At 46.0% G+C, this 19,058-nt stretch carries 18 protein-coding genes and 2 riboswitches; of the genes, 12 read left to right on the top strand and 6 right to left on the bottom strand.

Annotation, left to right across the window (positions count from 1 at the left end):
* Position 1: 1 nt before the first annotated feature.
* The 4 genes from KHQ79_RS18045 (at position 2) to KHQ79_RS18030 (ending at position 6,709) form a co-directional block, all read left to right on the top strand.
* Complete coding sequence (locus KHQ79_RS18045; protein WP_003240290.1) at positions 2-2,113, top strand: cellulose biosynthesis cyclic di-GMP-binding regulatory protein BcsB; 2,112 nt, start codon at positions 2-4, stop codon at positions 2,111-2,113.
* A 134-nt stretch (positions 2,114-2,247) separates the two neighbouring features.
* Positions 2,248-2,391, top strand: a riboswitch (cyclic di-AMP (ydaO/yuaA leader).
* Positions 2,392-2,585: 194 nt separating this feature from the next.
* Positions 2,586-4,409 carry a potassium transporter KimA gene (kimA, locus tag KHQ79_RS18040; protein WP_003240291.1) on the top strand — a complete coding sequence of 608 codons (1,824 nt, stop codon included), beginning with the start codon at positions 2,586-2,588 and terminating at the stop codon, positions 4,407-4,409.
* Between the two features lie 59 nt (positions 4,410-4,468).
* Entirely contained in the window at positions 4,469-4,918 is a 450-nt protein-coding gene (locus KHQ79_RS18035; protein ID WP_225516395.1) for an NUDIX hydrolase, read from the top strand.
* 66 nt (positions 4,919-4,984) lie between these two features.
* The gene (locus tag KHQ79_RS18030) at positions 4,985-6,709 is read left to right on the top strand and encodes a pyruvate oxidase (protein WP_100275846.1); all 1,725 of its coding nucleotides are present in this window, start codon (positions 4,985-4,987) and stop codon (positions 6,707-6,709) included.
* Between the two features lie 297 nt (positions 6,710-7,006).
* On the opposite strand, the gene KHQ79_RS18025 is transcribed toward KHQ79_RS18030, so the two are convergent.
* From KHQ79_RS18025 to KHQ79_RS18010, 4 genes are all read right to left on the bottom strand, one after another.
* Complete coding sequence (locus KHQ79_RS18025) at positions 7,007-7,273, bottom strand: hypothetical protein (RefSeq protein ID WP_041521127.1); 267 nt, start codon at positions 7,271-7,273, stop codon at positions 7,007-7,009.
* A 104-nt stretch (positions 7,274-7,377) separates the two neighbouring features.
* Positions 7,378-8,655: an Nramp family divalent metal transporter gene (locus KHQ79_RS18020; protein ID WP_225516393.1), complete on the bottom strand. Its 1,278-nt coding sequence runs from the start codon at positions 8,653-8,655 to the stop codon at positions 7,378-7,380.
* 228 nt (positions 8,656-8,883) lie between these two features.
* Entirely contained in the window at positions 8,884-9,141 is a 258-nt protein-coding gene (locus KHQ79_RS18015) for a GlsB/YeaQ/YmgE family stress response membrane protein (RefSeq protein WP_003225121.1), read from the bottom strand.
* A 77-nt stretch (positions 9,142-9,218) separates the two neighbouring features.
* Positions 9,219-9,671, bottom strand: a complete 453-nt coding sequence (locus tag KHQ79_RS18010; protein WP_225516391.1) for a DUF2188 domain-containing protein — start codon at positions 9,669-9,671, stop codon at positions 9,219-9,221.
* 116 nt (positions 9,672-9,787) lie between these two features.
* On the opposite strand from KHQ79_RS18010, the gene KHQ79_RS18005 reads away from it, so the two are divergent.
* The 4 genes from KHQ79_RS18005 (at position 9,788) to KHQ79_RS17990 (ending at position 11,937) form a co-directional block, all read left to right on the top strand.
* Complete coding sequence (locus KHQ79_RS18005; protein ID WP_003240300.1) at positions 9,788-10,606, top strand: EcsC family protein; 819 nt, start codon at positions 9,788-9,790, stop codon at positions 10,604-10,606.
* Positions 10,607-10,734: 128 nt separating this feature from the next.
* Positions 10,735-11,106: a glucose starvation-inducible protein GsiB gene (gene gsiB, locus KHQ79_RS18000; protein WP_003240302.1), complete on the top strand. Its 372-nt coding sequence runs from the start codon at positions 10,735-10,737 to the stop codon at positions 11,104-11,106.
* Between the two features lie 136 nt (positions 11,107-11,242).
* The gene (locus KHQ79_RS17995; protein WP_225516389.1) at positions 11,243-11,584 is read left to right on the top strand and encodes a cupin domain-containing protein; all 342 of its coding nucleotides are present in this window, start codon (positions 11,243-11,245) and stop codon (positions 11,582-11,584) included.
* Positions 11,578-11,937, top strand: coding sequence for a YdbC family protein (locus KHQ79_RS17990; RefSeq protein WP_225516387.1), 360 nt, complete (start codon positions 11,578-11,580; stop codon positions 11,935-11,937). Before KHQ79_RS17995 ends, KHQ79_RS17990 begins: the two co-directional genes overlap by 7 nt.
* A 36-nt stretch (positions 11,938-11,973) precedes the next feature.
* Here KHQ79_RS17990 and KHQ79_RS17985 read toward each other — a convergent pair whose 3' ends face one another.
* A complete protein-coding gene (locus tag KHQ79_RS17985; protein ID WP_003240308.1) occupies positions 11,974-12,795 on the bottom strand; it encodes a manganese catalase in 822 nt (273 codons plus the stop codon).
* An 85-nt stretch (positions 12,796-12,880) separates the two neighbouring features.
* The gene (gene dctB / locus KHQ79_RS17980; RefSeq protein ID WP_225516385.1) at positions 12,881-13,939 is read right to left on the bottom strand and encodes a C4-dicarboxylate TRAP transporter substrate-binding protein DctB; all 1,059 of its coding nucleotides are present in this window, start codon (positions 13,937-13,939) and stop codon (positions 12,881-12,883) included.
* Positions 13,940-14,008: 69 nt separating this feature from the next.
* Here dctB and dctS point away from each other — a divergent pair, with 69 nt between their 5' ends.
* The 4 genes from dctS to KHQ79_RS17960 all read left to right on the top strand — a co-directional run bounded on the left by dctS (position 14,009) and on the right by KHQ79_RS17960 (position 18,871).
* Positions 14,009-15,616 (top strand): two-component system sensor histidine kinase DctS, encoded by a 1,608-nt coding sequence (dctS, locus tag KHQ79_RS17975; protein ID WP_225516383.1) that lies wholly within the window; start codon positions 14,009-14,011, stop codon positions 15,614-15,616.
* Positions 15,606-16,286, top strand: a complete 681-nt coding sequence (dctR, locus tag KHQ79_RS17970; RefSeq protein WP_225516381.1) for a two-component system response regulator DctR — start codon at positions 15,606-15,608, stop codon at positions 16,284-16,286. Before dctS ends, dctR begins: the two co-directional genes overlap by 11 nt.
* Positions 16,287-16,405: 119 nt before the next feature.
* Positions 16,406-17,671, top strand: a complete 1,266-nt coding sequence (gene dctP / locus KHQ79_RS17965; RefSeq protein WP_133488421.1) for a C4-dicarboxylate transporter DctP — start codon at positions 16,406-16,408, stop codon at positions 17,669-17,671.
* A 147-nt stretch (positions 17,672-17,818) separates the two neighbouring features.
* Positions 17,819-18,871, top strand: coding sequence for an AI-2E family transporter (locus KHQ79_RS17960; protein WP_003240317.1), 1,053 nt, complete (start codon positions 17,819-17,821; stop codon positions 18,869-18,871).
* A gap of 48 nt (positions 18,872-18,919) precedes the next feature.
* Positions 18,920-19,050: riboswitch (cyclic di-AMP (ydaO/yuaA leader) on the top strand.
* The last annotated feature ends 8 nt before the right edge of the window (positions 19,051-19,058 follow it).

The following is a 19,058-nucleotide window of genomic DNA, read 5'->3' as shown; positions in this document are numbered from 1 at the left end:
TTTGAAACAAATAATGATTTTTCTCACTAGCCTCATGCTGCTGGCGATGACTGGACAAGCGGCTTTTGCCAAGGAGGTGGAGGTCAGCGGTTCGTTCCTCGGAAAAAGCAGCCAAGAACAAGTCAAACAGCAGGTGCTGACAAGCGACCTGATTACACTGTACGGATCAAAAGACAGCGCTGAGCTGACGTATCAGATCCCGGCAGGCGCCTCTTCCGGCAGCCAGCAATTGGTGATTGAATACGAGGCATCAAATCTTTTAATTTCTCCATCATCGTTAACGGCTGTCATTGACGATGAACCGGTCAAAACGTTAAAGCTTGATGGTGATTCCAAACGGAAAACAGTGAAGCTGAACCTGAATAAAAGCCAGTCTGCCCAAGGCTATCACAACGTATCGCTGAAATTTTACGGCGTGATGAAAGAGGGCGTCTGCGTCAGACAGGATACGTCCGGCAACTGGATCAAAATTTATCCTGACAGCCGCCTGACGCTGGCGGACAGCAGTGAAGCGAAGGGAACGTCGCTGGACCATTATCCGTATCCTTTCGCCCAATCGGGAAATACAGCGGAGAAAACCGCCATCGTCATTCCGGATGACCCAAGTTCGGCGGAAATTGAAGCTGCAGTGAAAACAGAAGGCTATTTGAAAACGGTGGACAGCAGTATCAGCATTTCGTATGTCACGGAATCTGAACTGAAGAAAATCGACAAGCCGACGATTTTCATCGGAGTGGACAAGCATTGGAACGGCAAGGTGAAAAAGCTGATGAAACAAGCCGGCTTACAGGCAAAAGGAGAAAAACTCCTGCTTGCGGAGCGGGTGCTGAAAGCAGAGGGCAAGCAGCAGCCGGTTCTATTCGCACAAGCGGCATCCGCTGACGTGCTCACTGAAAAAATCAGCGTCATCACGGATCAGACTTACACAGGCCAGCTCAGCGGCGATACACTTTCGATCAGCAAGCTTCAGCAGGCTGAAAAAAAGGAAAGCAATAAGCTGACCCTCGAGAATTTTGGAGCGGATGATATCACAATTGGAGCTGACAAAACATCTTCAGCCCATTACTTTTATCCTGCATCAGCGGTTTTAGATCAAAATCAATCAGCAAAGCTGTCGCTTAAGCTGAAAAAGTCCGAAACGATTCAAGCCTCAACGGCCGAAAACGGATCGGCTTCTCAGGCAGCAGAACTGAAAGTCATGATCAACGGCCAGCCGCACTCGGTCGGGCTTGATGAATTAGGAAAAGAAGATAAAAACGGGTTCTATCATGTCACGGTAAAAGTGGACCCTAAGCTGCTGCAGAAAAACCGCTACATTGATATTCAGTTTGTCACAACTGGGCTAAAGGAAAACAATCCTTGCAACACCACTGATGAAGAAAAGTGGGTCTTTATCGATAAAAGCAGTACATTGTCATACGCCATCAAAGGCATGTCTCCGTCAGCGGATTTTCAAGAGTGGCCGCTTCCTTACGCCGGAAATCAGGAACAGACAACGCTAATCGTGCTTCCTGACACGGTAAGCCAATCAAAGCTTGAGGAGCTTTCTCTTGTAACGGAGTCCTTTGGCAGCGAAGCGCAGCATTCATATACGATAAAAAAATCATCTGACGTAACAGCAAATGATGCCAAAGGACGGAACCTCATTTTCTTAGGGGGCATCAATCAATTTTCTCTTCTGAAGGAGAGATCATCAGATCTGCTTGTGCCGCAAGCAAAAAACGGTTCGTTTGATGTATCAGGTTTTGAGATGCTGAATGAGACTACAAAACAAGTGGCATTTACCCAAGCCTCTCTTTGGGATTCAGGCTACACGATGGCTATCTTTGCACCGTCAAAAGGAAATGGCAAGGCCGTCACAAAAGAGATCATCAGTTATCTGAACAGCACCGATGACTCGGCAACCGTCGTTAATGAAACAAACAGCCATCAGGTGTTTACAAACCATCAGCAGCTTAAAACGGAAACAAACCGTTCCAGCGCAGAACAGCCATCGCAGGATCATAGCCAGAAATGGCTGTATATTGGTGTGCTGGCACTCATTATGGTGATTGCGGCAGTGTTCATTTGGATTGCCGTAAGACGCAGAAAAAGAAAGACTGATACAGAATAAAACAGAGGCAATTTAGCCTCTGTTTTTTTATTTTTGGTATGTAAATTCCATTTGTGGAACCTGTCATTTTATTTTTTCTCGTCCAGCCGAAAGCCCCTTTACAACGCGCGTGAACGGGAGTATGATCTCTTTTATAAAACAAATCGCTTAATCTGAAATCAGAGCGGGGGACCCAATAGAACGGCTTTTTGCCGTTGGGGTGAATCCTTTTTAGGTAGGGCTAACTCTCATATGCCCGAATCCGTCAGCTAACCTCGTAAGCGTTCGTGAGAGGAGATGAATGAAACCTGTGTTCGATGTAATGGCACAGGGGCATCCGTTTGCCTCTGTGTTTTTTGCCGTTCATTTTTTTAGAATGTAAATCGCATACAGAGACATCATAGCAGAAAGGACTATTACAAAATGTGAGAGCAAGATGCTGATGTTTTATTGTTTTAATTGAAAAATGAGAAATTAAAAGGGGAAGACATCGATGTATCATTCAATCAAACGTTTTTTGATTGGGAAACCACTAAAATCTCAAGCAGCTGGAGAGCAAAAACTGACGAAATTAAAAGCCTTGGCAATGCTTTCCTCAGATGCGCTGTCATCTGTTGCATACGGGACAGAACAAATTCTAATCATTTTGGCAACAATCAGTGCTGCTGCATTTTGGTACTCCATACCGATTGCGGTTGGCGTTCTTATATTGCTGCTCGCACTGATTCTTTCATACAGGCAGATTATTTACGCTTACCCGCAGGGCGGCGGGGCGTATGTCGTTTCTAAAGAAAACCTCGGTGAAAAGCCGGGATTGATCGCAGGCGGCTCACTGCTTGTCGATTATATTTTAACAGTAGCGGTAAGTATCTCCGCAGGTACGGATGCCATCACGTCGGCCTTTCCTGCATTGCATGATTATCATGTGCCGATCGCTGTTTTTCTGGTGTTAGTCATTATGATTTTGAACCTGCGCGGGCTTTCGGAATCGGCATCGATTCTTGCCTATCCGGTTTATCTGTTTGTGGTGGCGCTTTTGGTTCTGATTGCAGTCGGGTTGTTTAAACTCATGACGGGGCAAATTGATCAGCCAGTCCATCATACACCGCTCGGCACACCGGTAGCCGGTATTACGCTGTTTTTACTGCTTAAGGCTTTTTCTTCCGGCTGCTCAGCGCTGACCGGGGTTGAGGCCATTTCTAACGCAATTCCGGCTTTCAAAAACCCGCCTGCGCGAAACGCAGCAAGAACGCTTGCAATGATGGGGATTTTGCTGGCGATTCTGTTCGCCGGCATTACGGTGCTCGCATACGGATATGGAACAGCGCCGAAGCCCGATGAAACGGTGGTTTCACAAATTGCATCTGAAACCTTCGGGCGGAATGTGTTCTACTATGTCATCCAAGGTGTCACATCGCTTATTTTGGTTCTTGCGGCAAACACGGGATTTTCAGCTTTCCCGCAGCTTGCCTTCAACCTGGCGAGAGACCAGTATATGCCGCGTATGTTTACAGTCAGAGGCGACCGCTTAGGCTTCTCAAATGGAATTATCTTTTTAGGCGTTGCTTCCATTGTGCTCATCTTGTTATTCAGAGGACAGACAGAGCACTTAATCCCGTTATATGCTGTCGGCGTATTTATTCCATTTACGCTTTCGCAAACCGGCATGTGCATCAAATGGATCAAGCAAAAACCAAAAGGCTGGATCGGAAAAATGCTGATCAACTCCTGCGGCGCTTTGATTTCATTTATGGTTCTGTCGATCCTGTTCGTGACGAAGTTTAATGTCGTATGGCCGGTTTTAATCTTTATGCCTATCGTCGTTCTGTTGTTTTACGTAATTAAAAATCACTATACAGCTGTCGGCGAACAGCTTCGCATCGTAGATAAACAGCCTGAAGAAATCAAAGGCACGGTCGTGATTGTGCCTGTAGCCGGTGTCACCACCGTCGTGCAAAAATCGATTCAATACGCGAAATCACTGTCCGATCAGGTGATTGCCGTTCACGTGTCATTTGACAGAGAACAGGAAAAGAAAGTCGAAAAACGCTGGGAAGAGCTCAATAACGGAGTGCGGCTCGTTACGCTTCACTCCTCGTACAGAAGCCTTGTCCATCCGTTTGATAAGTTTTTAGAAACAGTAGAAGCAAAAGCGAAGAAGGAGCAGTTTTCCGTCATGGTGCTGTTTCCGCAATTTATTACGAAAAAACGCTGGCACACCATCCTTCACAATCAATCAGCCTTCCTCCTAAGAGTCCGGCTGTTCTGGAAAAAGGACATAATCGTTGCCACACTGCCGTATCATTTTAAAAAATAAAGCTCTAGGACCAAGGGAACCCACCTTGGTCTTTTTTTGGCGGGAAAAGGAGACATGCAATGTATACGCAAGGCGCATTAGTCATTGTATTGAACGAAAATCAGCAGATTCTGCTGGTTAAACGAAAAGACGTTCCTTTATGGGATCTGCCGGGCGGCAGGGTCGATGCCGGGGAAACGGCTGAGGCAGCGGCAGTCAGGGAGGTATTGGAAGAGACGGGATACACAGCAGCGCTTTCTGCGAAAATAGGTGTCTATCAAAGGCCAAAGTTTCAAGATGAACAGCATGTGTTTGCCGGAAACATAACAGGCGGACGAGCGATAGCGAACGGCATGGAGACAGCGGGTTTGAAGTGGTTTTCTCCGCAGCGTTTGCCGTTTTTTATGGTGCCGAACCGAAAAAGGCAAATCAAAGATTTCATGAATGGCGCTCTAGATGCAAACATCACCCTCAAGGACAGCGGCATGCTTGCGGCGATTGACCTGTTCAAAAGAAGACTGGGCAAGTGATAAAGGTCTCCGGGTTTTAAAGCCTTTCTCCTGTGGTATTGAAAAAAGGAAAAAGGAGGATACGGCATGGCACACAAAACTGCAGGACAAGCAATGACAGAACTGCTAGAACAATGGGGAGTTGATCATGTTTATGGCATCCCCGGAGACAGTATAAATGAGTTTATTGAAGAATTAAGACACGAAAGAAATCAATTGAAATTCATTCAAACCCGCCATGAAGAGGTGGCAGCGCTGGCAGCCGCGGCTGAGGCAAAACTCACCGGCAAGATCGGCGTCTGCCTGTCGATCGCAGGGCCGGGGGCGGTTCACTTATTAAATGGTTTATATGATGCAAAAGCGGACGGCGCCCCTGTGCTGGCGATTGCCGGACAGGTCTCATCAGGCGAAGTTGGACGGGATTATTTTCAGGAGATCAAGCTTGAGCAAATGTTTGAGGACGTGGCTGTGTTCAACAGAGAGGTACATAGCGCGGAAACGCTGCCGGATCTCTTGAATCAGGCTATCCGCACCGCCTACAGCAAAAAAGGCGTCGCGGTATTGAGCGTGTCAGATGATTTGTTTGCAGAGAAGATCAAACGCGAGCCCGTGTACACTTCACCAGTGTATATTGAAGGGAATCTTGAACCGAAAAAAGAACAGCTCGTCACTTGCGCACAATATATTAATAACGCCAAGAAGCCGATTATCTTGGCGGGGCAGGGAATGAAAAAGGCGAAGCGGGAGCTCTTGGCGTTTGCGGACAAAGCCGCCGCTCCGATCGTTGTCACGCTTCCGGCAAAAGGCGTTGTTCCCGATAAGCACCCGCATTTTCTCGGCAACCTCGGGCAGATCGGCACAAAACCGGCTTACGAGGCAATGGAGGAATGCGATTTATTAATCATGCTCGGGACTTCATTTCCGTACCGCGATTATTTGCCTGATGACACGCCGGCGATCCAGCTCGATTCAGATCCGGCGAAAATCGGAAAACGCTATCCGGTGACAGCGGGCCTTGTCTGCGATTCAGCTCTCGGCCTGCGCGAATTGACGGAGTATATTGAACGGAAGGAAGACAGAAGATTCCTGAATGCCTGCACGGAACATATGCAGCATTGGTGGAACGAAATTGAAAAAGATGAGACAGAGGCGGCAACACCGCTTAAACCCCAGCAGGTCGTGGCACGTCTTCAGGAAGCGGCAGCCGATGATGCGGTGCTCTCTGTAGATGTCGGCACTGTGACAGTCTGGATGGCGCGGCATTTCAAGATGAACGCGAACCAGGATTTCATCGTTTCCAGCTGGCTTGCGACAATGGGCTGCGGCCTGCCGGGAGCGATTGCGTCAAGCTTAGCCGAACCGGAGCGTCAGGCGATCGCTGTCTGCGGGGACGGGGGCTTTTCCATGGTCATGCAGGATCTTCCGACCGCCGTCAAATACAAGCTCCCAATCACCGTCGTCATTTTAAACAATGAAAACCTCGGCATGATCGAGTATGAGCAGCAGGTCAAAGGCAATATCGACTATGTGACAAAACTTCAAAATGTCGACTATGCCGCATTTGCAGAAAGCTGCGGAGCAAAGGGCATTAAGGTGACCAGAGCGGAAGAGCTTGCACCTGCTTTCCATGAGGCGTTACACGCTGACCAACCGACCGTTGTGGACGTCATGATCGGAAATGAACCGCCGCTCCCTGGCAAAATCACCTACGGGCAGGCAAAAGGCTTCAGCAAGTACATGTTGAAAAATTTCTTCGAAAACCAAAAAATCGAAATGCCATCACTGAAGAAAAGTTTAAAGCGGTTATTCTAAAAAACAGGGGCCTTTTCAGGCCCCTGTTTTTTTGTGATGGAAACAAATGTATTTTTGGTTATCATAGCATTATATTGCCTGTTAGGAGGAAACCATGTTTGAATTCATAAAATTATCGGTGTACTTATTAGGATCCGCAGGAATGATTTATGCAGCCTGTCATGATGTTCGCCATGCTCAAAACGGACACAAGGACAAATGCATCTTCTTTCAAAGCAAAAAGATCAGCGCATTTGTCCTTGTGTGTTTCATATGTTTATTCTTATCAAATCTTACAGGGTTCATGTCTTCATAAGCTTATTTCTCTTTTTTCTTCAGCCCGAAAAAGAAAGGAAAAGCAGATCCGACCAAGAAGGTGCCGAATAAAAACATGCCGCCGATAAACACGTGGAAATTCGTGTGTCCGGCCGTAAACGCGGTGATCAAGGAGATAATACTGAGCACGATCATGGCAATGCCAGGCGCGACTCTCATTTTTCCTTTGGATTTATAGGCAACAACAGAACATAAAATTCCGATTACAATAGGAACAATCCACAAATAAAACAAAATAAATACTGACATCATCAAAACTCCGATTTTTTCTTCTATCATAACAAATTTCTGTCAAAAAGGATATCAATGAGCTTTTCCGCAAAATCAAAAACCGGCTTAGCAGCCGGTTTTTTCTAACGAAACGTATCGACAATTAAAAATACATTCAAAGCAACGATCAATACAGCTATCAGCCAAGAAACCACTGTGACCCATTTAGCGTTGATCAGTGATCCCATAATCCGTTTATTGCTTGTAAACATAATAAGCGGGATTAAGGCAAAGGCGATGCCGAAGGAGAGCACAACCTGGCTCAGAACGAGAGCGGTCGTCGGATTGACGCCTGACGCGATGATCAGGATCGGCGGAATGATCGTGATAAAACGCCGTACATACAGCGGAATGCGGTAGTTGATAAATCCTTGCATGATCACGTCGCCTGAAAGTGTGCCGACAGACGAACTGGATAGTCCCGCAACGAGCAGCCCGATCCCGAATAAAGCCGCTGACACAGGGCTGACAAGATGTCCGAATTGTTGAAATGCGACATCAAGATCCTCGACAAACAGCCCGTTTTTGAAGAATAGTGCGGCGGCCACAATCAGCATACTCGCATTAATAGCACCTGCAATCAGCATCGCTATTAAAATATCAATAAATTCGAATCTGAAGATTTTTTTCCGTTCCGCATCCGTTTTGCCGATCACCCGCCGCTGTGTAAGGGCTGAGTGTAAATAAATCGCGTGCGGCATAACGGTTGCACCGAGAATACCTGCTGCAAGAAGCACACTGTCAGTGCCGTGAAACGCCGGGACAAATAGGCCCTTCATCACTGACGCGGCATCAGGCTTTGCGAAAAAGGTCTGCAGTGCAAAGGCGATTACCACTACAAACAGCATACCGGCAATGCCGGCTTCAAGTGAGCGATAACCGCGGCGCTGAAGCTCCAATATCGCGAAAGAGCCGATCGCCGCTATAATAGACGCTTCAAGCATCGGGATGCCGAACAGCAAATACAGTCCCAGAGCCGCTCCGATAAATTCCGCCAGATCAGTTGCAATAATGACCAGCTCGCCCTGAATCCATAAACCGATGGAGACAGGCTTTGGGAATTCTTCGCGGGCAACCTCAGGCAGGTTTTTGCCTGTCGCAATACCGAGTTTGGCGGATAATGATTGGATTAAAAGCGCCATGATATTAGAAAATAAAATCACCCATAGCAGCATATATCCGTATTTAGAACCTGCCGATATATTCGTTGCGAAGTTGCCGGGATCAATATAGGCGATGGCTGCTATAAACGCAGGACCCAGAAAAGGGAGCAGCCCTCTGAATCCTCTGATTTTCCCGTCAAGCGCATCTTGGACTGCTTTGGAACGGGGAGATTGTGCTGTGATGTCCTTGTTCATCATGTCTCACCTGAATTCTGATTGTTTTTGCCATACAACAAAGAGTTTCCTTAAACCAAATTATTTTATCTACATCATATGACCATCCCGGTTTCTTGTCAACCGAAGATGTTTAAAATACACTCTCAAATTTTTCCCTGTTATGTAACATGATATGTAGGGATTCGGATAAGGTCCCATATAAAAAGACATCGTTTCAGTTCGAAACGATGCCTCCTATATCAAATGAATTTAGGCTTCCTTCCGCAGCCCGCGGAACACGAGGCTCAGCAAGAACACGAAGATGGCGGCCCCGATGATAGCCGGGAAAATAGCAAAGCCGGCGAGGCTCGGTCCCCAAGTGCCAAGGAGTCCGTGTCCGATCCAAGCGCCGATCAGCCCGGCAATCATAGAGCCGAAAATTCCTCCCGGCATCCGATTTCCTACGATGGCGCTTCCGATTAATCCAATAACGATAGCAACGACTAATGAAACCAAAAAGCTAATCATCATACTCACCTCTCATAAATGATTTATCAATCAATAACCGCTTATACCAAACCCGAAACATTGAAAAGCATATCGCGTTATGAAACTGTTTTGATTTTTCGCTGCATGCTTCCGTCAGCCAAATGAACAATGACCTCAGTGCCTTTATGCGCTGCGATTTCCTTTGCCCGTTCAATCGCTTCTTTCTTTGTATCCTTGATCTCAGACACACGTTTGGCACCTTCGGCTTTGACCGCCCAGCCGTTTTTATGCTTGATGACATGCTCTGCTTTATCCATGAGCTCAGGGTCTCCGCCGCTGTTTGAATCTTCATCTCGCTCTGTCTCATCATCATGCTTGAGGAAATCATCAATTTCTTCTTTAGAGGCGTTTTCCGCCCATTCCTTTGCTTTGCTTGTCGCAATCGGAATTGCGCGTCCATCCTCATAGCCTTCATCAATCATCGCATTCGCAATGTCAATGGCTTTTTTCTTCACCGGTTTCTCAAGATTTTTCAATGAAGCGGGATAATCCTTCATCGACCAAGGCATGTCCATCACTCCTTTTCCTTTTATAAAAATGGTACCCGCAGGTGAAAAATAAAAACGTTTCCGAGAAAATGAAGGTATACTATATAGTAGAAAAACGGAAGGGAAGTGCGAGTTGGGTGACAACAGAACGAAAAGAAGACTTACATCAGCAATTAAAAGAAATAGAGAAATGGGAAAAAGATCAGCAAAAAGTCTGGTTTTGGGAAAAGCTCAGCCGTCTCCCGTTTCAGCTGCTGGACAAGCTGACGCCGGAATTCATTCAGAAAAAAATCGGCAAGCTCTTGGATGAGGTCGGCAGCTTTGTTCAAACAGGAGGACAGTACCTGACATCTCAAAAACAGATTATCAATATGTTTCAAAAGAAACTGCCGGAGGAGATCTTCGAATCACTCGAAGACGTACAAAAAGCGCCTCTTTCTGTCATGGATGAAATTGCGGAAGGAATGGGCAAAAACAGAATTAACGCCGCAACTGTTCAAGGCGCGACAACGGGTGTGGGCGGCGTGTTTACCCTGGCGGCAGACATTCCGGCCGTGCTTGGCCTGTCGTTAAAAACGTTACAGGATATTGCGGTTGCTTACGGCTATGACCCAAAGGAGAAAAAAGAGCGTGTCTTCATCGTAAAATGTTTGCAGCTGACATCGGCTGATGTTGTCGGCAAAAAATCGATTTTGCAAGGATTAAAAGACTATGATCAAGATCGTACATATAAGAATGTCGCTTCTGAAATCCAGGGCTGGCGTGAAGTCGTTTTAGGCTATCGCGACACGTTTGGCTGGAAAAAGCTTTTTCAGCTGGTGCCGGTCGCAGGAATGGTCTTTGGCGCGGCAGCCAATCGCTCAACATTAAACGACATTACCGAAACGGGCATGATGCTGTATAAAAAGCGGCGCATTCTTGCGCGGCTGAAAGAAACAGAACAAGGGATGGAATAGCAGAAAGCAGACGGACACCACGAACCGCCTGCTTTTTTTAGTGGAAACACACCTAATGTGTTTTGTTTGTTTAAAAGAATTGATAGCGGGAATACAACAACCAACACCAATTAAAGGAGGAATTCAAAATGGCAGACGATAACAAAATGAGCAGAGAAGAAGCAGGTAGAAAAGGCGGAGAAACAACAAGCAAAAACCATGATAAAGAATTCTATCAAGAGATTGGCAAAAAAGGCGGAGAAGCCACTAGCGAAAACCATGACAAAGAATTCTATCAAGAAATCGGTGAAAAAGGCGGAGAAGCCACTAGCCGAAACCATGACAAAGAGTTCTATCAAGAAATCGGTGAAAAAGGCGGAGAAGCCACTAGCGAAAATCATGACAAAGAATTCTATCAAGAAATCGGCCGTAAAGGCGGAGAGGCAACAAGCAAAAATCATGATAAAGAATTCTATCAAGAAATTGGCTCAAAAGGCGGAAACGCCCGCAACAACGACTAATCATAAGCATAAAGGCAGACAACCTGTAGATAAAAAGCGATCCGGCGCATCAGCTGGATCGCTTTTTATTTTGGAAATTTCTCAATCTACACTGGTATTGCGATACAATAAGTGAAAAAGAAAGGGGTTTTTGCTAATGTCCGAGATGCAAAACTTGCTCGCCATCGCCAATGAAGTCAAAGAAAAACACGCCAATTTTTCAATCTCAGAGGTCAACGACCACTGCGTGCGCCTCGCAGTGTTTACAGGAGAATATGACTGGCACCATCATCCTGGCTCAGATGAATTATTCATTGTTCTTGAAGGTGAGCTGCTGATCGATTTTAAGGACAAAGAAACCGCGGTACTCAAAGCAAATGACAGCCTGCTGATCCCGAAAGGAACGGTTCACCGCACGCGCTCTTACGTCAGAACCGTGAATCTCTGTGTCGAGCATAAGCACGCGGAAACAGTTATCCTGGAAGAATCACCATGCTGATCAAAAAGATTGTATGTGAAGTAGACGCAGCAAACGCTGAAGCATTTTCAAAAGCGCAGTCACAGTGGGGAGCATTGTCACATGTAAATGGCTTCATCAAACAGGCCGGCGGCTGGCGGAAAACTGCAGATGGGCTGTTCACCGCAGAAATCATCAGCGTTTGGGAAAACAGAGCTGCCTATGATCATTTTATGGAGAATGAACATGACAGCATTTACGAAGAAAACGAACAGAAGGCTGTAATTCTTTTGATAGATGTGACGCTGTATGAAGAGGATGAACCGTTCATTCACGATCTGTTACATAACCCTGACATCCGGTACGAACCAGACTGGACAGTTCTGAAGGCATAAACAAAGCCCAAAACATTATGTTTTGGGCTTGTGTTTTTACTCGCGTCCAGGAAGCGTATTATGAACAAAAGGCGGTGCTGGGTTTAACTCCGGTTTTTCTCCAAACGCTTTTGCTTCTTTCACATATTCAAAGGCTTCTCCATCCGGCGCTTTTTCGTTCAGCCAGGTTTGCCCGGTGCTTTCTTCGCCTTCAGAGAAATTGATCAGCTGATGCGAGAATTCTTGTTTTTCGAGTGCTTTCGGGAATGTTCCCGGCACAACCGGGCCTTCCTGTGCTTCTAATTCTTTAATGGCGGCGAGCCATTGATTTTGGTGCATCGTGTCACGTGCCAGCAGGAAGCTGAGCATATCTTTGACGCCTTTGTCATCCGTCATTTCAAATAGGCGTGCGACCTGCAGACGGCCCTGTGATTCCGCATTCAGATTGGCACGGAAGTCTGCCAGCAGGTTTCCGCTTGCAACGATATAGCCGCCGCTCCAAGGGACGCCTGTACTGCTTTCCGGCATGGCGCCAAGTCCTGACACAATTGCATGGTGAGGGTTCATGCCGCCCAGGATAGAGCCGATGACCGGATCTTCAGCGGCTTTTTCCTGCTGATCGAGCGGGGCATCCTCAAGAAGTCTGGCGATCATTGTGGCGATCATTTCAACGTGCCCGATTTCCTCAGTTGCCGTATCCATCAGCAAATCCTTGTATTTTTCATTTCCTCTTGTATTCCACCCTTGAAATAAGTACTGCATGGCAACAGAAATTTCTCCGAATTGCCCGCCTAAAATTTCTTGCATTTTTTTAGCGAATAATGGATCTGGACGATCTGGTTTAGCAGGATGCTGCAGCATTTTTGTGTGCTTAAACATGTACCCATCTCCTTTTTTCGTTTCTCTCTTTCTATATTTCCGATCGATTGAAAGATAAACGAAAAGCAGCGTATCGAGATGGGGACTACGAATACGAATCCTCTCGCAGCTCTAAAAGCTCCTGAATCAGCTTCTGGCCGAAGATTGGCTCATACTGCCGGTAAACAGGATCAAGGCGCTTCATCCATTCTTTTTTCTCTTTATCCGACAGCTCGTAGATGTTAATAGAAGAATTCTTTTTGATTTCTTCCAACTGCTCCTTGTTCATTTGTTCGGCATACGTTTCATTCCACTCGGTCGTTTCCTTCATTGCTTCAGTCAAAATGCGCCGTGTTTCCGGTGTTTGTGTGTTCCAGAAATGCTCATCAGTCATGACAGCATAGCCGAGATAACCGTGGCTGCTTATTGTCAAATAGTCCTGAACATTATAAAATTTTTTAGAATAGATGTTTGAGATTGTATTTTCTTCGCCATCAACTACATTTTTTTCTAACAGCTGAAAGGTAGAATTGAAGGATTCCTGATGAGGTGTTGCGCCAAGCAGCTTGAACTGATCCTCTATCACATCACTTTGCATAATGCGGAGATCCTGTCCTTTTAAATCATCCGGGGTTTTGACCGGTCCTTGATTCGTCGTGATTTGTTTAAAGCCGTTTGTCCAATAGGCGAGTCCTTTTAATTGGTTTTTCTTTAGAGAATCAAACAGCTGCGTGCCGATGCTTCCGTTCAGCCCTTTTTTGACGGCATCGTAATTTGTAAATGCATACGGCAGATCGAGCACTCCCCATTCGGGCGAGAGCATGCCGAGCTTCGATGTGGAGGGGGCGATAAATTGAACTTCGCCGTTTTGCAATGCTTCAATTTCTTCAATGTCCGAATACAGGCTTCCATTCGGGAACACTTCAATTTTCATTTTCCCGCCTGATTTTTCGTTCACCAGCTCTGCAAACTTATTGGCAGCAAGCCCTTTCGGCGTATTTTCGGCAACCACATGGCTGAATTTAAACACGATTTGATCCTGTAAGCCTTCCTGATCGTCATCATAAACAATCTCTTCACTGCCGGAACGATCATGGAATCCAATAAATAAAGAGGTTGCAATTCCGGCGATCATCAGTGCGAGACATGCAAGCAAACTCTTCATGAAAAGCCCTCCCCTATGTTTAGGATAATCGGGGCCATGCCATTCGTAAAGACCTGAAAGGAGAAGCTGATGAACAAAAAGAAGCTCTCAATCCGTTGGAAAATCACGATCTTATCCTATATACTCGTCATTTTCTCCTTTTTGATCGGGGGCATTGTGCTTATCGGCAATATCCAGCATACAGAGGAGCGGGAGCTGAAAAAACGCCTGATGAATACGGCCCGGACAGTGTCGGAGATGACTGAAGTGAAAGAGGCTTTGGCGCGGAATAAACAAACAGAAGCTGTTCGCCATGCGGTTGAAGAAATCAGGATGATTAATGAAGCAGACTATATTGTCGTCATGGATATGAATCATATCCGCTACACGCATCCTGTCAGTACGAGCATCGGCAAAAAATCTGAGGGGGCAGACGAAGAGGCGGCGTTTGCGGAGCACATTTATTTCTCAGAAGCAAAGGGCGAGATCGGCACGGCGGTCCGCGCTTTTTATCCGGTGAAGGATCACGATCTGAATCAGATCGGCGTGGTGCTTGTCGGGAAAACACTGCCGGGGATCGCCGACATCCTCCTTCATTTAAAGCGTGATATCGCATTCATCGTTGTGCTGACACTCGGCTTCGGCCTTGCAGGCTCCTTTCTGCTGGCACGCCATATCAAAAAACAAATGTTTCAGCTTGAGCCCCATGAGATTGTCCGAATGTATGAAGAACGGACAGCGACGTTTCACTCGATGAATGAAGGCGTGATTGCCATTGACAATCGGCTGATCATCACGATTTTCAATGAAAAAGCGAAACAGATTTTTGAAGTGCAGGGGGATCTGGTCGGAAAGGTGATCTGGGAGGTTCTCAAGGATTCGCGCCTGCCCGAAATCGTAGAGCGAAACAAAGCAGTTTATAATGAAGAAATTCGCGTCAGCGGAAAGGTGATCATGAGCAGCAGAATTCCGATCGTCATGAAGAAAAAAGTCATCGGCGCCGTCGCGATTTTTCAGGACAGAACGGAAGCGGCCAAGATGGCAGAGGAATTGACTGGCGTCAAAAACTTTGTGGAGGCGCTCCGCGTCCAGAATCATGAGCATATGAATAAGCTGCATACGATCGCCGGCCTCATCCAGCTGGGTAAATCTGAAAAAGCCTTGCAGCTTGCATTTCAGGCATCAACTGAGCAGGAAAATGTGACTGAATTTCTGCACCGCTCGATTCAAAATGACGCGGCGGCGGGCCTTCTATTAAGTAAAATCAGAAGAGGAAGAGAGCTCGGCATTGCAGTTCATATTGATGAAAACAGCAGCCTCCAGCAATTTCCCGAGCATGTTGATCAGCATGATATCGTCGTCCTTCTCGGCAACCTGATTGAAAATGCCTTCGGTTCATTTGAAACGGTTCAATCTGATGACAAACGAATTGACATCAGCATCGAGCAAACGGATGATGTCCTTGCCATTTTAATAGAAGATAACGGCTGCGGGATTGAACCGGCACATATGCCGCACCTTTACGACAAAGGATTTACGGTTAATAAAACAGGAGGCACAGGCTATGGCCTGTATTTAGTGAAACAAATCACAGATAAAGGATCGGGTACGATAGAAGTTGATTCACACGCGGGACAGGGAACATCTTTTTCTATCGTTTTTCCAATGAAGGGGGAGGAAGCACAGCATGGCTCATAAGGAATGGAAGGTTCTGCTCATTGAAGACGATCCGATGGTTCAAGAGGTAAACAAGGATTTCATCACAACTGTCAAAGGTTTTACTGTCTGTGCAACAGCGGGAAACGGAGAAGAAGGCATCAAGCTGATTAAAGTAAAACAGCCCGACCTCGTTATACTCGATATATACATGCCGAAAAAAGACGGAATCAAAACGTTACAGGAGATCAGAAAGCAAAAGCTTGAAGTCGATGTCATTGTCGTCTCCGCCGCAAAAGACAAAGAAACGATCTCTCTTATGCTGCAAAATGGAGCGGCTGACTATATCTTAAAACCGTTTAAGCTTGAGCGAATGAGACAGGCCCTTGAAAAGTACAAGCAATATAAACAAAAAATCGAAGCAAATGATACGCTGTCCCAGGAGCAGCTCGATGCGATCTTGAATATCCCGCAGCAGGCCGTACAGGATCTGCCGAAAGGATTGAATCACTTCACGATGAATGAAGTCACTGCTTTTTTGAAACAGCAAACCGCATCGCTTTCTGCAGAAGAGGTCGCCAAGGCGCTCGGCATCGCCAGAGTGACAGCCAGACGATACCTTGATTATCTTGAAAAAAACGGAATGATTAAGCTGGACGTTCAATACGGCGGAGTCGGCCGGCCCGTCAACCGCTACGTGTTTAAAGGATAAACCTGAGACCAAAAAGACCAAAATGTCCGTTATGATCATAAACTTCCCCAGACCGTATGAAAACGCTATCATTCTAGTAAGAAAGACACAAAGGCGAATAGGACAGGGGGATGAAGGATATGAAACTGTTTAAAAATTTAACAGTTCAGGTCATAACCGCGGTCATCATCGGGGTCATTGTCGGGCTGGTCTGGCCGGATGTCGGCAAAGAGATGAAACCGCTTGGCGATACATTTATCAACGCTGTTAAGATGGTGATCGCTCCAATCATTTTCTTCACAATCGTTCTCGGGATTGCAAAAATGGGCGATATGAAGAAGGTTGGAAAAGTAGGGGGGAAAGCGTTCATTTATTTCGAGGTTGTCACCACCCTCGCACTCATTATCGGTTTGTTTGTCGTCAATATCATGAAGCCGGGAGCAGGCCTTGATTACAGCAAGCTTGAAAAGGGAGATGTATCACAATACACGCAAAATGGCGGTCAGGGAATCGACTGGATTGAATTTGTCACACACATTGTTCCATCCAACATGGTTGATGCCTTCGCAAAAGGGGACATTTTGCAGGTCTTATTCTTTTCAATTCTTTTCGGAGTCGGTCTCGCGGCATTAGGTGAAAAAGGGAAAAGCGTCATTGATTTCTTCGACAAGATTTCTCACGTCTTTTTCAAAATTATCGGCTACATCATGCGTGCGGCGCCAATCGGGGCATTCGGGGCGATGGCGTATACGATCGGGCACTTCGGTCTCGATTCCATCAAGCCGCTGGCAAGCTTAATGATGTCAGTTTATATTACGATGTTCCTGTTCGTATTTGTTGCTTTAAATATCATCTGCAAGCTTTACGGATTCAGCCTGTGGAATTACCTTCGCTTCATTAAAGATGAGCTGCTGATCGTGCTTGGCACAAGCTCTTCAGAATCAGTGCTTCCGCGAATGATGGATAAAATGGAGCGCTACGGCTGTTCGAAATCCGTTGTCGGGCTTGTCATTCCGACGGGCTATTCGTTTAACCTCGACGGCACTTCCATTTATTTATCAATGGCGACTGTCTTTCTGGCACAGGTGTTTGGAGTAGACCTCAGCATCGGCCAGCAAATTACAATTATCCTCGTTCTGATGCTGACATCGAAGGGAGCGGCCGGTGTGACGGGAAGCGGATTTATCGTCCTGGCCTCAACGCTGTCAGCGCTTCAGGTCATTCCGCTGGAGGGCCTTGCACTCCTGCTTGGGGTTGACCGTTTCATGAGTGAAGGAAGGGCGATTGTGAATCTGATCGGAAACGGAATCGCCACGATCATTGTTGCAAAAAGTGAAAATGAATTCGATGAAGCGAAAAGCATAGAGGCTGTTGAAGGCATGAAAAAAATGAAAACAGCAGTCTGAAAAAAGAGCGGCCCATCAGTGGGCCGTTTTTTTAATTGTTTAAGAATTATTAAGGTAAGGACAGAGACCTCAGCATTTTTTTGTTATATAATTTACAAATGGATACTATATTGAATGAAGGACGTTTGTCCTAACAGGAGTGTATAAATGGCCGCTTTAGTTAAATTTTTTCAGCACCCGGGAGTAAGGCGTTTCTCCGTCTTTGTCGTGTTAACTGGTGTGTTATATCTATTTAAGAGCATGATCAACTTAATATTGCTTACCTTCATTTTCACATTTCTCATGGATCGTTTGGAGCTTGTCGTACGGCAGTTTGTCAGCCGCTTCTTCCGCGTGAGCCAGCGGATTGTCATTACGTTTCTGTACATGTTGCTGGCTGTGCTCCTTACAGTCGGTGGATTTGTATTTTATCCGGTCGTCGCGGCGCAGATTCAGCAGCTGGTTAAGCAGATTAAACATATTGCGTATCACCCGGACAGCATTCCTTTCTTTGATGAGATCACCAGTGTTTTCGGTGATATTAATATCAGTTCATATGTCAAAGAGGGTTTCAATGTGGTGTATACGTATCTGGCCGATATCAGCACGTTCGGCTTGCAGATCGTAATGGCGCTCATTCTCAGCATGTTTTTCTTATTTGAGAAAAAGCGGCTTTCTGAATTCATGGCGAAATTTAAAACGAGCAAACTGGCGGTCTTTTATGAGGAAATTGCTTTTTTCGGAAGCAAATTTGCAAGAACGTTCGGCAAGGTGCTTGAGGCTCAATTTATCATTGCGCTCGTCAACTGTATTCTGACGTTTATCGCGCTTTGGATTATGCATTTCCCGCAGCTGTTTGGGCTTTCTATTATGGTGTTCTTCCTTGGATTGATCCCTGTAGCAGGCGTCGTCATTTCTCTGATCCCACTCAGTATTATCGCTTACAGCACTGGCGGCGGAATGTATGTGCTCTATATTGTGCTTGTCATATTCGCTATTCATGCGATCGAAACCTATTTCTTAAATCCGAAGCTGATGTCTGCGAAAACAGAGCTGCCGATCTTTTTCACCTTTACAGTACTCATTTTCTCTGAGCACTTTTTCGGCATTTGGGGTTTAATTATCGGGATTCCGATTTTTGTGTTTCTCCTTGATATTCTTGATGTCACCAACAAGGAAGATGGACCCAAAAGATTCCGAGAGAAAAGTAACAAAAAATAGTTTACAAAATTGGATCTTTTCTGTATAAATAAACTAAATCATACAATAGTAAGCCACACGCTTAATCCTTTGATAAGGAGTGGGGGACCCAATCTTTTGGGGTTAATTTTTCATCTGAAAAACGGACATCTCTTCGTCCGAACCCGTCAGCTAACCTCATCAGCGTGAAGAGAGAGTCCTGTGGTTT

Origin of the sequence: Bacillus sp. TSO22, assembly GCF_020223595.1 — a bacterium.
GTDB classification, from domain to species: domain Bacteria; phylum Bacillota; class Bacilli; order Bacillales; family Bacillaceae; genus Bacillus; species Bacillus inaquosorum.
This window is presented reverse-complemented; position numbering and strand designations above follow the sequence as displayed.

Excerpts from the sequence above, each read along its gene's own strand:
- kimA (WP_003240291.1), top strand. The coding sequence starts at position 2,586 with ATGTATCATTCAATCAAACGTTTTTTGATTGGGAAACCACTAAAATCT.
- KHQ79_RS18035 (WP_225516395.1), top strand. The coding sequence starts at position 4,469 with ATGTATACGCAAGGCGCATTAGTCATTGTATTGAACGAAAATCAGCAG.
- KHQ79_RS18030 (WP_100275846.1), top strand. The coding sequence starts at position 4,985 with ATGGCACACAAAACTGCAGGACAAGCAATGACAGAACTGCTAGAACAA.
- KHQ79_RS18025 (WP_041521127.1), bottom strand. The coding sequence starts at position 7,273 with ATGTCAGTATTTATTTTGTTTTATTTGTGGATTGTTCCTATTGTAATC.
- KHQ79_RS18020 (WP_225516393.1), bottom strand. The coding sequence starts at position 8,655 with ATGATGAACAAGGACATCACAGCACAATCTCCCCGTTCCAAAGCAGTC.
- KHQ79_RS18015 (WP_003225121.1), bottom strand. The coding sequence starts at position 9,141 with ATGATTAGCTTTTTGGTTTCATTAGTCGTTGCTATCGTTATTGGATTA.
- KHQ79_RS18010 (WP_225516391.1), bottom strand. The coding sequence starts at position 9,671 with ATGCCTTGGTCGATGAAGGATTATCCCGCTTCATTGAAAAATCTTGAG.
- gsiB (WP_003240302.1), top strand. The coding sequence starts at position 10,735 with ATGGCAGACGATAACAAAATGAGCAGAGAAGAAGCAGGTAGAAAAGGC.
- KHQ79_RS17995 (WP_225516389.1), top strand. The coding sequence starts at position 11,243 with ATGTCCGAGATGCAAAACTTGCTCGCCATCGCCAATGAAGTCAAAGAA.
- KHQ79_RS17990 (WP_225516387.1), top strand. The coding sequence starts at position 11,578 with ATGCTGATCAAAAAGATTGTATGTGAAGTAGACGCAGCAAACGCTGAA.
- KHQ79_RS17985 (WP_003240308.1), bottom strand. The coding sequence starts at position 12,795 with ATGTTTAAGCACACAAAAATGCTGCAGCATCCTGCTAAACCAGATCGT.
- dctB (WP_225516385.1), bottom strand. The coding sequence starts at position 13,939 with ATGAAGAGTTTGCTTGCATGTCTCGCACTGATGATCGCCGGAATTGCA.
- dctS (WP_225516383.1), top strand. The coding sequence starts at position 14,009 with ATGAACAAAAAGAAGCTCTCAATCCGTTGGAAAATCACGATCTTATCC.
- dctR (WP_225516381.1), top strand. The coding sequence starts at position 15,606 with ATGGCTCATAAGGAATGGAAGGTTCTGCTCATTGAAGACGATCCGATG.
- dctP (WP_133488421.1), top strand. The coding sequence starts at position 16,406 with ATGAAACTGTTTAAAAATTTAACAGTTCAGGTCATAACCGCGGTCATC.
- KHQ79_RS17960 (WP_003240317.1), top strand. The coding sequence starts at position 17,819 with ATGGCCGCTTTAGTTAAATTTTTTCAGCACCCGGGAGTAAGGCGTTTC.